This is a genomic window from Paenibacillus mendelii, assembly GCF_024498075.1.
Classification (GTDB): domain Bacteria; phylum Bacillota; class Bacilli; order Paenibacillales; family Paenibacillaceae; genus Paenibacillus_Z; species Paenibacillus_Z mendelii.
In genome coordinates this window covers 124,979-139,769 of record NZ_JANHOF010000013.1, presented here as the reverse complement: position 1 = coordinate 139,769, position 14,791 = coordinate 124,979, and the positions used below count along the sequence as shown (strand labels likewise).

The following is a 14,791-nucleotide window of genomic DNA, read 5'->3' as shown; positions in this document are numbered from 1 at the left end:
GCAGCAGCAAATAGACCCCGCGCCCCTCATTTTTTTGTAGGGAAACGGCTGGTATGCTTGGCCTGCTTTTTGTCAGACCGGCTGTATGGGGATTGGACAACAATTCAAATAAACCGGAGCAAATTTGCAGTCCAGCACTAACAAAACGGTTCAATGGCGCTCAAGTGAACAACGGTAGGATTACACAAAAAGGGAGGTGTACTTAACAGGGGTTAATTTCAATCGCATTAAACATCTCGCAATAATCGGCCGGTATAATGCACGGGGGACAAACATGTTTCCAGAGGTCCTGTACGAGACAAGCACAAGGAAGGAGAACACGGCAGCCATAGCAGTCAGCTTCATCTTGGCCGTGATGATCGCGCCCGTACGCGTGAGAGGCTTGACGAAGCTCTCCACGGTAGGCGATACAATGGTACGGGTAACTTCATTCATAACAGTCTCAGGAATCGGAGTAGGTGTAGAAAAAAGCATGAAGAGTGCGATGAGAACCGTTGAAATAAAGCGTATGGACGAGTAGACTTGAGATTTCATAGGAACTCACCGCCTTTTTCGATGATTTTAATGAAATTATACCACAAATAGCCTTAAATCACAAACCGTATCCATTGACAATACTGACCATCCACAGAGATTACGCAAGAAATAGGGCTCGATTGGACGTTGGCGTCTTATTTGGCATACACTAGTGGACAATGCCTCGCTTGAAAGGAGACCACGAAGACATGATGATAAGAACGGCTTTACCGGAAGACGCGCACGCGGCAGTACCGCTGCTATTCGAAGCCATCGGCGACATCACTTATATACTTATGGGAACAGATGATACAGAGAAGGCGCTCGAGGCGATGACGTTCTGGTTCAGCCAGCCGGCTAACCGTCTCAGCTATGAGAATTGTATCGTGATCGAGGCGGAAGGTAGAGTCGCTGGGGCCTTGCTTGCTTACCACGGAAGCGAACTAACCGCTCTTGATCGTCCTCTTCTGGATCGCATCGCCTCCATATCCGGAGAAAGCGGCCTGTCGTTCCCGCAGGAAGCGATGATCGATGAGTATTATCTGGACTCCATTGCGGTAGATAACGCCTTCCGCGGTCAAGGATTGGGGAAACAGCTGATGCAGGCATTCGAAGAAGAAGGGGCAAAGCGCGGGTATCCACGATTAGCGCTCATTGTGGAATTGGGCAATGAGAATGCCAAGCGGCTCTATGCTGCGCAAGGCTATCAAGCTGATGGGCACCAGCTCGAGATCGCCGGACATCTGTACGAGCATATGGTCAAGAGGCTCCCTTGACAAGAAAGACATGAAGGCCGCCCGGTACGCCGGACGGCCTTTGTTCATTCATGGCATGGCTCCTGTGATGCGGATTCAATCATGGACGTCCACAGCCATGTCTAATTGTACAACCTTCCCGTCCCCGGTCAGGCTGAATGTTAGCGAATCGTCTGAAACCCATACTTGAAGCTCCACGGCTTCACGAACGTCGTATCCGCAGGCATGTAGATCGTTACGAGCCCCCGCCTGCCCTGATCGCTATGATTGGGAAAACTCCGGTGAACGGTTAAGGAATGATGAAACATGGCCGAGCCTGCTTTGATTTCCACTGCAATCTCTCGGCTTGCGTCAACGTCTTCCTCCAGTAATCCATACCGCTGGTTGCCTGCGAACTCCCGGTGGGGCAGCAGCTGTTTATGCGTGCCCGGCAGCATGCGGACACATCCGTTCTCTACGGTTGCGTCATCCAGCGCGACCCAGCAGCTGATCATACGGTAGGGTTCAACCTGGGTCCAGTACGCATGGTCCTGGTGGAAGGGCACCTCGCTTCCATGATGTGCGGGCTTAACGAACATCTGGTCTGTATACAGCTTGACATGCTCCCCGAGCAGGGACTCCACCACATCCACAATTTCCGGCCTTGTGGCATGATCCCAGAAGAAAGGATGCGAATGGCAGAGGTGAAACGCTACCCGGATTTGATCCCTTCTTGGAATGACAGCGCTGCCAATCACAGCCGGCTCATATTGCAATTCAAAATCATCGAGTCCTTTGCCCGGCTCCGGCACGATGGTTCCGTCCAGAACGGCATCGACCATCTGCTTCAGCGCTTCCAGCTGCTGCGGGGTAAGCAGATCCGGCACGAACAGGTAACCGTTCTCATCGAATTGCCTCACTTGTTCCGCCGAAAGTCTCATTATCGGTTTCCCTCCTGCCCATGATCCATCCTTTGAAGCTTTCCCGCGCATACGCTGCAGCATTTGAAAATTGTATATCAAATGATGTATAGGTATGCATTATTTTCATTATCACTACCATTCTAGGATGATTGCCATCCATGCGCAAGATGTCTTTTGCGCGATTTTTGTATACGTTACAGAAAATTGCGTAAGTGAAGCCTGCTGATCTGGAAAGGGAAAAAGCCGGGGTCGTCTCCCCGGCTAAACAACGGCTAACACTCCTTAGCTCCTTAGACTCGTTAGAATAATAGGCTCTCCATTAGTTATAGCAATCGTATGCTCGTATTGAGCCGACCACGTCCCATCGAAGGTCCGGGCCGTCCAGCCATCTTCATCAATATTGATATAGGACATCCCCATGGCCAAAATCGGTTCGATTGTGAGAACCATTCCTTGGCGAAGCCGTTTTCCCGTCCCGGCCTTCCCGCAATGATTCACCTGTGGGGCTTCATGCATGCTGCGGCCTATGCCGTGCCCGACGAAGCTCTCGACAATCGTGAAGCCCTCCTGCTCGGCGGCTTGCTGCACCGCATGCCCGATATCCCCCAGCCTGCGGCCGGGTACCGCTTGCGCGATACCTGCGAACAACGCTTTTTTCGCCGCCTCTGTCAGCTTCAACACCTCCGGCGCAGGGGTTCCCACCGTATACGTCCATGCCGAATCGGCCATCCAGCCGTCCAGCTCGGCGACCATATCGATCGTAACTACATCGCCATCCCGCAGCGGGTTGTCGGTCGGAAAGCCATGACAGACGACATCGTTGACCGATGCGCAGGTCGCATATGGATAGCCTTTATAGCCCTTTTGCGCCGGCCGCGCACCATGCAGCTTCATGTGCGCTTCCACGAACCGGTCGATCTCGGCAGTCGTCACCCCCGGCTTGATCCGGCGAGCGACCTCTCCATGGCAAGCAGCCACGATACGGCCCGCTTTACGAATGCATTGAATTTGATCATCGGTTTTCAGTTCGATCATAGGATGCGTCCCTCCTGTTGTCAGGCTCTCCTCCTGCTCAACGGAATTCGGTCTAACAGCAGATGCAGGCTGAACGGAACGGCGAAACAAAAAAGCCTTGTCCCGGAATCAGGGCAAGGCAGCATAATCATTATTTAACTGACGGACGACCGAAGTTTACCCATCTCATGCTCGACTAGCATCGTAAGCTCCTCTTCATACCCACCCATAATCCGGTACTTGCGGATATAATCGCGGACAAACTTGCGTGAGTCCTTGGGTTGAAAAATTCTCGTGAGTTCCCTTAGGCTTTCTTTGACTTCATTATGGCTTCTTTTCGCCATGAAATCCCCTCCCTATCAACGGTTGGTGGTCCTAATAATCCATGTGCGAGAACGCGATCGGATTTGATTCCGTCGCTGGATACCCATCTGTGTCGAACATGCCGGATGAATCAGGCGACATCATGGTCAACAAAAAAGAGGAGAGTATTTTAATTTGTCATTCAATTATAACATTTCTGAACAAGGGAAGAAAGCGAACACAGCATTCATTTTCCGTTAAACTCAATTCTTGTCGTTATTTGGCGGTGCATCGTCATCGATCGCGGGTAGCTCGTCGGGCGGAAATACGGCGAGAGGCGGCGTGCTATGCTCAGGCTTACGGGACGCGGACCAGGCACTGCTCTTGTAGACACGCAAATAAGCGACTACGCAGGCAATAGCTACAAGCACGCCAAATATGATCACAATCGTCGTTATCCATGGACTGACCATAGTCGATCCCCCCTTTCCTCAGCCTAATTCCGTTCATAGGCTAAGTATAGGGTAAATAGATAACGCTTTCAATCACATGGACTTGCCGCTACAAAATTGTAACATGTAACAATTATATTACTAAGCGGAATGAACCGCTTCCCCAAGCGAGCAAACCCCCGTCCTCCCCGTAAATACTGCTTTGCAGCGTGAACGATCGCTGTGAGCGATGCACAAGCGCAGCCTCGCATGTAAGCATGCCGCTATTTGCACTTTTGAGATATTGAATATTCATATTCGCGGTTACGGTTCTTTCATCGGGACAGGCCAGCATGACCACAAGCCCCATTGCGTTATCCATCAGTGCAGCAAGCACACCGCCATGGACAATGCCAAGCATGTTCAAGAGCTCAGGGCGGATCTTCAAGCTTATCTCCGCCCTGCTGCTGTCCGCACGAACGACTTCACATCCCATATAGCCCCAGAAGGTGGACTCCGCAGCTTCTGCCAAGCGCGTCCAGCTGGCGGGGCGGTCAGCTTGTTGTCCTCTCCCTTCCTCGATCATCGGTCATCCTCCCCGCGGTTAGTCTCACCCGACGGCGGTAACGGAGCGCTTGGTTCAGCAGCATCGGCTTTATCGGCTGCATCGGCCTCCGGCTGAGCCGGTATGACCGGTACCGCTGCGGCACCGCCTTGCTCTGGTGCGTCCTTCACTGCTGCCGCCTCCTCTTCATGCAGCTTGCGTCGAAGCACTTTGCCGATCATAGACATCGGCAGCTCTTCGCGGAACGCATACTGGTGCGGCACCTTGTAGGCAGCGAGCCGTTCGCGGCACCACCGGTCAAGCTGCATGCGGGATACCGTCCGTCCCTCCTTCAAGATGATGAATGCCTTGACCGTTTCTCCCCGGTAAGCATCCTTGACCCCGATAACGGCTGCTTCCTTCACAGCCGGATGCTCGTATAGCACCTCCTCCACCTCGCGCGGGTATACGTTGAAGCCGCCTGCTATGATGACATCCTTCTTGCGGTCGACGATGGCAAAGTAGCCATCTCCGTCCATGACCGCCAGATCTCCGGTATACAGCCAGCCCTCGCGCAGGGCCGCCGCAGTCTCCTCAGGCCGATTCCAGTAACCTGCCATAACCTGAGGACCGCGGACCAGCAGCTCGCCAATTTGGCCCGGCGGAAGCGGCTCTCCCGTCTCTTCATCCACAATCACCGCATCGGTTCCGGGAATCGGCAAGCCGATTGTCGCAATCTTGCGTTTACCCCACAACGGATTGGCATGCGTGACGGGCGAAGATTCCGTTAGGCCGTAGCCCTCGATCAGTTTGCCGCCAGTGAGCGCTTCGAATCGCTCCTGCACCTCGAGCGGAAGCGGAGCGGCTCCGCTGACACACGCCTCTATCGACGATAAATCATATTTATTCACATTTTTATAATTAATGATCGCCACATACATCGTAGGCGCCCCCGGGAAAACCGTCGGCTTCAGATTCTTGATCGTTTCCAGCACCGGTTCGATCTCAAACCTGGGCAGCAGAATGAGCATGCCCGCACGGAGAACGGCTTGGTTCATCACGACCGTCAAACCGAACACATGAAACAACGGGAGCGCAGCCAGAAACCGCTCCCGGCCATCCTCCATCCGATAGCACCAGGCCGCCGTCTGCACGGCATTGGCGATCAGATTGCGATGCGTCAGCATGACACCTTTAGCTAATCCGGTCGTACCGCCGGTATACTGCAGCAGTGCGATGTCCCTCGCCGAATCAATAGGCGTCTCCTTGGGCAGCGCGGATGCGCGCCTCAACAAGCGCGTATAAGCAATTACGCCGTGCCGGCCGTAAGGAACAGCCGGGCGCTTGCCGTCGCGGCGCTGCTTCAGTGAATAGAGCTGATTCTTCGGGAAGGGCAATCCATCCTTTATCGACGTTACAATAACATGGCGTAGAGCAGGCAGCGGTCCGTTCTCCGGCTCTTCCCCCCGTACCTTCGCCAAGCGCGGGTACAACAGGTCGAGTACAATGATCGCTGACGCTCCGCTATCGCGCAATTGATGCTCCAGCTCACGCTCAACGTATAACGGATTGGTCATGACCGCGATCGCGCCCGCCATCAGCGTACCGAAGTACGCAATGACCGTCTGCGGACAATTGGGCAGCATAATGGCGACACGCTCGCCCTTTCCCACGCCAAGCGCTTGCAAGCCTGCCGCCAACCGATTGGCAGCGGCGAGCAGCTCGCGGTACTTCATTTTTTTGCCATGAAAATAGAGGGCTGTATGTTCCGGATATCCTTCAGCCGTGCGACGCAAGAGTTCCGCTACGCTATAGTCCGGGATGTCGACGTCAGGTGCAACTTCCTGCGGGTAATGACGGAGCCATGGCTTCATGTCTTGTTCCGATCCCCTCACTTGGAAGCCCCCTTAGATGATGTAATGTTCGCTGCGGACAACTCGCGCTCCGATACTCCGCTTAAGCGCCACTGTATCGGAATGCGGTGCGCGCATCAGCTTTTTCAGCACGGACAGCTGTACCTGCAGTCCATCCCCTTCTTCCATGGTAATCAGCGCATTTTTGGCATAACGCTCCACCCGCTCCATGGCCTCCTGTACGAACACGACCGTCATATCGATGGAAGCCTGCGCTTTTGCGCTGCTGCCGCCGGAACGCAGCATCATTTTGCGGGTGCGGAGATTAGCGCTCTCCATCGCAAAAATCTGGATCATCATGTCTGCGAGCAGACAGAGCACCTCCTGCTGCTGCTCGAGCGCAAGCCCATACTTCTGAACCGCGAGTCCCCCGACGGCAAGGAAGGTTTTCTTCGCCTGCTGAATCCGGTACGTTTCTTTGCTGAGGGGCTCCTCGAAGTCCGGTACCGCCAGCGGCTGCAGCAGCTCGGCTTGCAGCGCGCGTGTTTTGGCCAGCAGCGGGAGCTCGCCCTTGAGCGCTTTTTTCATAAGCGTTCCCGGAATAAGCATGCGATTAATTTCATTCGTCCCCTCGAAAATCCGGTTGATCCGCGAATCCCGATAGATCCGCTCCACCTTATATTCACGGATGTAGCCGTATCCGCCGTGGATCTGTACCCCTTCATCTGCAACAAAGTCGAGTACTTCGGTCGCAAATACTTTATTGATGGAGCATTCGAGCGCATATTCGCTGATTGCCTTGGCAGCGCGCACCCCGGTATCTCCGGTAGAACCGCCTGAGGCTGAGCTGTCTGCCGCTTGACTGCCCGACTCGGTCTCCCGCAGCATCTCATCGATCCAGCCTGCGGTACGATACACCATGCTCTCCATTACGTAGGTGGCGATGTTCATGTCTGCAAGCTTGGCGCTAATGAGCGGGAAGGAAGAGATGGTGCGTCCAAATTGCTTGCGTGTCCCTGCATATTTAGCTGTGAGCGCAATCGTCTCTTTGGCCCCGCCAACGCAGGCAGCAGCCAGTTTAAAGCGGCCGATGTTCAGGATGTTGAATGCAATAAGGTGGCCTTTGCCTATTTGACCGAGCACATTGCCCACCGGAACCGGCGTATCGTCGAAGTACAACGGACAGGTCGACGAGCCCTTGATGCCCATCTTATGCTCCTCCGGCCCGATGGCGAATCCCGGTAAGCCCCGCTCCACAATGAACGCGGTGAAATGATCGCCGTCCACCTTCGCATAGACGATGAATACATCCGCGAATCCCGCGTTCGTGATATACAGCTTGGAGCCGTTCAGCACATAATGCGTGCCGTCCGGTGACAGCCGCGCCGTAGTCTTCGCTCCGAGCGCATCGGATCCGGAAGCCGGCTCGGTGAGGCAATACGCCGCGATGCGCGCTCCCGAGGCCAGATCCGGCAGGTAGCGCTTCTTCTGCTCCGGGGTGCCGAAGAAGACGATCGGCAGTGTCCCGATTCCAACATGAGCCCCTACGGACAACGCGAATGAGGATGCTTCGGCAAGCGTCTCCGCCAGCAGGGTCGTGCTCACCTTATCAAGACCAAGTCCGCCGTATTCCTCCGGCACGTCGGCTCCAAGCAGGCCGAGCTCCCCGGCTTTCCGCATTAATTCGACGGTCAATGAATAGTCGAGCGCTTCAATCTCGGCATCGCGGGGATGTACTTCCCCTGCTACGAACGCGCGCGCCATATCCGCAATCATCCGCTGCTCCTCTGTGAAATCCTCCGGGGTCACAACCGCCTCCGGAGGGATGTCATCCATCACAAAGCGGCCGCCCCAGCGGTTCGTTTGCGCCATACTGTCAGCTCCTTTCTTGGTGAACTTCCAGCACCCCCGCCGCGCCCATCCCACCGCCGACGCACATGGAGACGACGCCGAATCCGCCGCCCTGCCTTCTCAGCTCATGCACGAGCGATACGGTCAGCTTCGCTCCCGTGCATCCGAGCGGATGCCCGAGTGCAATCGCGCCGCCGTTCACGTTGACTGCGGCTGGATCAATCCCCAGCTGCTCGATGACCGGTACGCACTGCGCGGCGAATGCTTCGTTCAGCTCAAACAGACGAACCTCCTCGAGGGTTATCCCTGCGCGGCTCAGCGCTTTGGGAATCGCTTCTATGGGGCCGATCCCCATCACTTCCGGCGCAACGCCGGCAACGCCGAATACACGGAAAGTCGCCAGCGGCTCGGCGCCGAGCCGCTCCGCATACTCGCGGCTCATCACGACAACCGCAGCCGCGCCGTCGCTCATCGGCGAGGCGTTGCCGGCCGTAACCGTGCCTTCTCTGGCGAATGATGGCTTGAGCATCGCGAGGATGTCCTCGGCCGTATCCGGCCGGACGCATTCATCGGTATCGAAGACGAACGAGCGCGCCCAAGGCCGGCCATGGTCGTCTACGCCTTCGCGCCGAACGTGCAGCGGCACGATTTCGTCTCGGAATTTACCGGCGGCAATGGCCGCTGCCGCCTTCCTATGGCTGCCCGCGGCGAAGGCATCCTGCTTCCCGCGCGTCACGCCATAGCGCCGGGCCACCTCTTCGGCGGTGTGGCCCATGCCCATATAAATCTCCGGCATCGTGTCCGCAATGCCGGGATGCGGTGCCGTTTTGAAGCCGGTCATCGGCACGTGGCTCATGCTCTCCACCCCGCCGGCGAGGATTACGTCGGCATCGCCAAGCCTAATCCGCTGCGCGGCATAAGCGATGGCCTGCAGTCCGGAGGCGCAGAAGCGGTTCATGGTCACGGCCGGCGTAGTGACCGGAAAGCCCGCATATAGGGACATAATGCGGGCAAAATTCAATCCCTGCTCGCCTTCGGGCATGGCGCAGCCGATAATGACGTCTTCGACGTCCCCGGGAGCGAGCCCGGGCACCCGCTCGACTGCGGCGCGAAGCACGGCGCGCCCCATGTCTTCCGCGCGCGTGTCGGCCAAGCTCCCCTTCTTCGCCCGGCCGACCGCCGTCCGCACGGCCGATACAATAACGGGATCACGGCCCGATGGCGTTCTTGTGCTCGGATTCGTCAAGGCGGTTCCTCCTTATTGGTTGTCATCATCCACTTTTCTACTGGCTGCAGTAACACTTCGTGTTACTTATTTATTCAGTCACACTTCTTCTAATGCCCCCTGTCACCGCTCCCTAGTTGCGCAGCGGCTTACCGGTGGCGAGCATGTGGCGCATCCGCACCTGCGTGAGCGGCTCGCCGCACAGACTGAGGAACGCTTCGCGTTCCAAATCGAGCAGGTACTGCTCGCTCACCTCCGCGCCCGGCGCCGCATCGCCTCCGGCGAGCACATGCGCGAGCTTGCGCCCGATGTGTGCGTCATGCGCGCTAATATGTCCGCCGAGCCGCATCGCCTCAACCCCGAGCTGCAGCACGGCCCGCCCATCGCGTCCGGCAATGCGGATCCGTGCATCCGTTTCAGGCGGCGTATAGCCTGCGCGGTCCAGCTCAAGTACGGCTCGCTTCGCTTCGGCAATCCGCGTCTCGCCGCGGATAATGGCCCGATCCTGCGGCCGCTTGAGTCCGATGCGCTCGACATCGAATCCGCTGGTGGACGTTCTCGCCATTGCGATCGTCTCGAACAGCGCATTCAGGTGGGGCTGTATATCTCCGCTTGCCCCCGCCCTCGAAGCGGCCATTATAGCTGCTTCCTTGCAGCCGCCCCCAGCCGGGATCAATCCGACGCCCGTCTCAACGAGGCCGTAGTACGTCTCCGCCGCGAATAGGATGGCGTCTGCCGGCAAGCAGGCCTCCACCCCGCCTCCCAGTGTCATCCGATGCGGTGCGGCGACGACGGGCCGATCGAGTCTCTTGAGTCCCAGCATGCTGTCCTGAAACAGCCGGATAATGTCATCCACTTCGTCAAAGTCGCCATTCTGCGCTTCCATGAGCAGCAGCATCAGGTTCGCCCCGACGCAGAAATGCCGCCCTTCGTTGGCCACCACCAGCCCGCGCCAATTACGGCTCACTTCTTCCGCACTCTGCCGAATGGCCGCTAATATATCCCCGCCAATCGCGTTATTGGGCGAATGAAACGCAAGACAAGCGACATCGTCGCCGATATCGATCAGGCTTGCTCCCGCGTTGCCAAGCACAACCCGGCCTGCTTGCCTGAGCCCTGCAAGCGGAATTACGTCGGCTTCCCCGGCAGCTCGATACCACTCCCCGTCTCCGCCCGCATAGTACCGCTGCATTCCCTCCGTTCTATAGAAGGTGCGGTGTCCCGCCGACAGCCACGCATCGACCCATTCGGGCACAGCATCGCCTTCCGCCTTCATGCGCTCCACGGATCGTTCCAGTCCAATGGCATCCCACAGCTCGAACGGACCCAGCTCCCAGTTGAATCCCCATACGAGTGCACGGTCAATATCGACGAGCGAGTCGGCAATATGTCCAAGCTGACGCGCAGCATACAGCAGAACCTCTTTCACCGTTGCCCATGCAAACTGTGCGTAATTATCGTTTACGTCCGTGAAGAGCAGCGCCTTGACTTTTCCCGCCGATCCTTTGGCCGCCTTAGCGGCTTCTGTCACAGGCGAGCTGATACTCCGGCGAGGCGCATACGTCATGGTGGCCAAATCAAGCGTCTCAATGTCGCTGCCGCCTCCGGCGCGCTTGATCTTCCGGTAGAAGCCCTGGCCCGCCTTCTCGCCGATCCATCCCAGCTTGCGCAAAGCCTCTAGATCCGGGGGACGCGCGAACGCCTCCTGCTCTTCCTTATTGTCACTGCGCTCGCGGACGTTATCGATGACATGCAGCAGTGTGTCTAGCCCGACTAAGTCGAGCATGCGGAATGTAGCCGTCTTCGGCCTTCCCATGGCCGGACCTGTTAAGGCATCGACTTCATCTACGGTGAGGCCGAAGCGCCGCATGGCCGCAATGGTGACGAGCATCCCGTACGTCCCGATCCGGTTCGCGATGAAATTCGGTGTATCCTTGGCCCTCACAACGCCCTTGCCTAATCTCCATTCACAGACAGCGGTAAGCCGGGCCGTTATGTCCGGATCTGTGTCCGGAGCCGGCACCACCTCCACCAGCTTCATATGTCTGGGCGGATTGAAGAAATGCGTAGCCGCAAAATGCCGCTTGAACGCTTCGCCACGCCCCTCCACCATGGCGGCCACCGACAGCCCCGACGTATTCGAGGACACCATCGTTCCCGGCCTCCACACCGACTCCACGCGTGCCAAGACATCCTGTTTCACGTCCAGCCGCTCCACTACGGCTTCGATGATCCAATCCGTCTGGGCCAGCTTCGGCAGATCGTCCTCCAGGTTGCCCGGTGTAATCCGTTGTATAAAGGCGGTATCGTATAAGGCCGGCGGTTGCGACGATGCCAGCTTCTGAACCGCGCTGATGGACAATCGGTTGCGTACCGCTGCATCCTCTAATGTCCGCCCCGCCTTGATCTCGCCATCTGTCAACGCGGATGGCGGTATGTCTAGCAGCAGTACGCTCATGCCAGCATTGGCTAGATGAGCCGCAATGCCCGCGCCCATAACGCCCGAGCCTATGACCGCCGCCCGGCGCACCTGCGCCCCTTGCGAAGCTGCCCCCACTGCGCTCCCCCCTTTTGTTCCACTCGTGGTTTAGCCCTCTTTGTACCAAGCCCGCTAGCCCGGCCCCATGGATACACTGCCGTTTCCGAAGACACTGTCTGCCAGCAGTTCCGCGACATCGCGGGCGCGGACGCCCCCTTCCTCGGCCAGCATTTTGACGCCATCCTCCATCATCGTCAAGCAGTAGGGGCACGCCGAGCTGATAACCGTCGGCTGTACCGCAAGCGCCTGCGACACCCGTGCCTCATTCACCCGTGCACCGCTTCGTTCCTCCATCCACATCAAGCCGCCGCCTGCCCCGCAGCACATTCCGTTCTGCCGGGAAAGCTCCATCTCCACAAGCTGAACGCCGGGTATGGTACGCAGCAGCCTGCGCGGAGCGTCATATACCCCGTTGTAGCGCCCCAGATAACAGGAGTCGTGATATACGATCCGCTCAGACAGAGCGTAAGCAGGTGTCAGCCTGCCTTCCGCTACAATCCGGTCTAGCAGCATCGTATGATGCTCGACCACAATATCCCCGCTCAATCCAAAATCGGGATATTCATTCTTCATCGCATGAAAGGTATGTGGACAAATTGTCACGATATGCCGGATCCCATAGCGCGATAATGTCGCGATATTCTCCCGGCACAAGGTTTGAAACAGCATCTCGTTGCCCATTCGTCTAGCCGTATCGCCAGAGTTTCGTTCCTCGCTGCCAAGCACGGCGAACGGGATGCCCGCATGCTGGAGCAGCCGGACCAAGGCGAAGAGCACGCGCTGGCTGCGCTGATCGAATGCACCCATTGTGCCTGCCCAGAGCAGCAGCTCCGGTTGTTCACCGCGCTTGGCCGCCTCCTGCATCGTCGTGACAGGCTCTCCGCCTTCCCCTTCATAAGCAGCTATCCAAGCCGCCCGCTGGGCTCTAGGAAGCCCCCACGGATTGCCCTGGCGCTCGATGTGCTGCAGTGCCCGCTGTCCCTCTGCAGGGAGACGCCCTTCCATAAGCACCAGGTAACGCCGCATATCAATGATTTTGTCAACATGCTCGTTGCCTACCGGACATTGCTCTTCGCAGCTGCGGCATGTCGTGCACGACCACAACTCTTCCTCTGTCATGACATCGCCGATTAATTGAACATTGGACGGCAGGCTGCCTGACTGTCGATTCCATGCATGTCGCTGCGCAGTCATCGTAGGAGCAATGGTTGTGACCACACCCCCATCCTCCATCCATACCGGCATCGATCCGCTCATGACATGTGCCCCCTGCTGCTGACGGCCCGCAGCAATTGACGGCGCCCACGGGGATTTCGATGTCACGGCCGCGCCTTTCTCCGTCAGATGGTCTCGCAGCTTCATAATCAGATGCATCGGCGACAGCAGCTTCCCGGTATTCGAGGCGGGACAGACATTCGTACAGCGTCCGCATTCCACGCAGGCATATAGATCCAGCAGCTGCTTTTGCGTAAAATGCTCCACCTCCCCCACCCCGAACGTCTCGGCATTCTCATCCTCAAGATCCAGCGGGGCAAGCGCACCCGGCGGGTTTTTGCGGCGCAGCCACAAATTAACCGGAGCCGATAAGATATGAAAATGCTTCGACTGCGGCACATACACCAGAAAAGCAAGCAGCACCACGTAATGCAGCCACCAAAAAAATTCATATCCAACTCCTGCTGCGCTTCGCGTTACCCCCATCCGAAGCAGCACATCGGCAATGGCCGAGGATACCGGTGCGCCAGGAGCCGATACACGATCACCGTGGATATTTGCACCCATGCTGCCTTGATGATTAGAAGCGATGAAAGCCTGCAGCCATTCCAAGGCCTGCAGCAGATGCAGAGGCTTCCAGACCACGGCAGCCTGCGTGCCGGATTCCAGCGATCCCGACGCTTCCAATCGCCCTTCCGCGTTCCCAACTGACGGATTGGAGCTCCGGCCCGGATCCTCTGCCAGCAGCGGCGCTCCCTCCCCTAGACCGCCGCTGCCAGCCTGCACGACCGTAATGGTTCCCCGTTCCCCGGCGGCCACATCCCTCTTCACCTCAAGCAGCCGATCGAACGCCTGCGTCATAAGAACGGTCACCATCAGCCCTCCGATAAACCAGAGCACGAGAGACGGCTTCCAGCCTCGCTTCAGCCGGTCCAACCGCTCGACATATCGGCGAAAGCCCCCATACAGAACGGCCCCCAGAACAAGCAGCACGGTCGCTTCCTGAATCGTCAGGAATACCCCATAGGCGGGGAGCGGAAGCGCCGATCCCGTCAAGCCCTTCCATATCAGGTCAGCGGCACCGAATTGAAGCACAATAAAGCCGTAGAACAGAACCAGGTGCAGAATCCCGCTCCGTATGTCCTTTAGCAGCTTCCGGTGTCCGAATACGTGAGCAGCCCACTCCCGGGAACGCTTTGAAGAGCCCTTTTCTGTGCTGGCCTCCCGCCTTGGCAATCGAGGCTTTCCGTGAGCTCCCGCCCGGTTGCCCCGGCTTCGTTCTTGGAGCCATTCGTCGCCCGATGTCCCCGCCCGTTCGGCAGGTAATTCGACAGGCGTACGGGGCGGCGGAACTTGCCCCAATCGGATATAACCAACTCGCCTCCTAATAGCTGTGAGAAACCACCCAATCGCTGCTGCGGTTACAGCCAGAAATAAGATCCATCGTACGAGCTGCGCCGCGTCTAATGATGAGAACGGATTAAACTGCGCCACACGGATCCCTCCTTTGTCATACAGGATCGAGATGACGGTATTCCTGCCTTCAGCCGCTTAACATCGGACAAGTTATAAAGCGCTTTCAAAATAGCCCGGTAGTGAAGTATATGTCTTTCCCTGTCTGAACATGCGCCTGTGCCCTGGTG

The 14,791-nt window shown here is 57.3% G+C and carries 12 protein-coding genes; 2 read left to right on the top strand and 10 right to left on the bottom strand.

Features of this window, described 5'->3' with window-relative positions:
- The first annotated feature begins 274 nt into the window (after positions 1-274).
- Positions 275-520, top strand: a complete 246-nt coding sequence (locus NNL21_RS27675; protein ID WP_204820584.1) for a hypothetical protein — start codon at positions 275-277, stop codon at positions 518-520.
- A gap of 205 nt (positions 521-725) precedes the next feature.
- A complete protein-coding gene (locus NNL21_RS27670; RefSeq protein ID WP_256555527.1) occupies positions 726-1,292 on the top strand; it encodes a GNAT family N-acetyltransferase in 567 nt (188 codons plus the stop codon).
- A 140-nt stretch (positions 1,293-1,432) separates the two neighbouring features.
- Here the strand turns inward: NNL21_RS27670 and NNL21_RS27665 are convergent, their stop codons facing one another.
- The 10 genes from NNL21_RS27665 to NNL21_RS27620 form a co-directional block, all read right to left on the bottom strand.
- Entirely contained in the window at positions 1,433-2,191 is a 759-nt protein-coding gene (locus NNL21_RS27665; protein ID WP_204820583.1) for a phytanoyl-CoA dioxygenase family protein, read from the bottom strand.
- Between the two features lie 264 nt (positions 2,192-2,455).
- A complete protein-coding gene (gene map, locus NNL21_RS27660; RefSeq protein WP_204820582.1) occupies positions 2,456-3,208 on the bottom strand; it encodes a type I methionyl aminopeptidase in 753 nt (250 codons plus the stop codon).
- A 134-nt stretch (positions 3,209-3,342) separates the two neighbouring features.
- Positions 3,343-3,531 (bottom strand): hypothetical protein, encoded by a 189-nt coding sequence (locus NNL21_RS27655; protein WP_204820581.1) that lies wholly within the window; start codon positions 3,529-3,531, stop codon positions 3,343-3,345.
- Between the two features lie 222 nt (positions 3,532-3,753).
- Positions 3,754-3,963: a hypothetical protein gene (locus NNL21_RS27650; protein WP_204820580.1), complete on the bottom strand. Its 210-nt coding sequence runs from the start codon at positions 3,961-3,963 to the stop codon at positions 3,754-3,756.
- A gap of 112 nt (positions 3,964-4,075) precedes the next feature.
- Complete coding sequence (locus tag NNL21_RS27645) at positions 4,076-4,507, bottom strand: PaaI family thioesterase (protein WP_204820579.1); 432 nt, start codon at positions 4,505-4,507, stop codon at positions 4,076-4,078.
- Positions 4,504-6,339, bottom strand: coding sequence for a long-chain-fatty-acid--CoA ligase (locus NNL21_RS27640; RefSeq protein ID WP_204820578.1), 1,836 nt, complete (start codon positions 6,337-6,339; stop codon positions 4,504-4,506). The genes NNL21_RS27645 and NNL21_RS27640 overlap by 4 nt, the downstream gene beginning before the upstream one ends.
- Before the next feature lie 33 nt (positions 6,340-6,372).
- Positions 6,373-8,190: an acyl-CoA dehydrogenase FadE gene (locus NNL21_RS27635; protein WP_204820577.1), complete on the bottom strand. Its 1,818-nt coding sequence runs from the start codon at positions 8,188-8,190 to the stop codon at positions 6,373-6,375.
- Between the two features lie 4 nt (positions 8,191-8,194).
- Positions 8,195-9,415, bottom strand: a complete 1,221-nt coding sequence (locus tag NNL21_RS27630) for an acetyl-CoA C-acyltransferase (protein WP_204820576.1) — start codon at positions 9,413-9,415, stop codon at positions 8,195-8,197.
- A 112-nt stretch (positions 9,416-9,527) separates the two neighbouring features.
- Positions 9,528-11,951 carry a 3-hydroxyacyl-CoA dehydrogenase/enoyl-CoA hydratase family protein gene (locus NNL21_RS27625; protein ID WP_256555526.1) on the bottom strand — a complete coding sequence of 808 codons (2,424 nt, stop codon included), beginning with the start codon at positions 11,949-11,951 and terminating at the stop codon, positions 9,528-9,530.
- 54 nt (positions 11,952-12,005) lie between these two features.
- Positions 12,006-14,642, bottom strand: coding sequence for a (Fe-S)-binding protein (locus NNL21_RS27620; protein ID WP_256555525.1), 2,637 nt, complete (start codon positions 14,640-14,642; stop codon positions 12,006-12,008).
- Between the last annotated feature and the right edge of the window lie 149 nt (positions 14,643-14,791).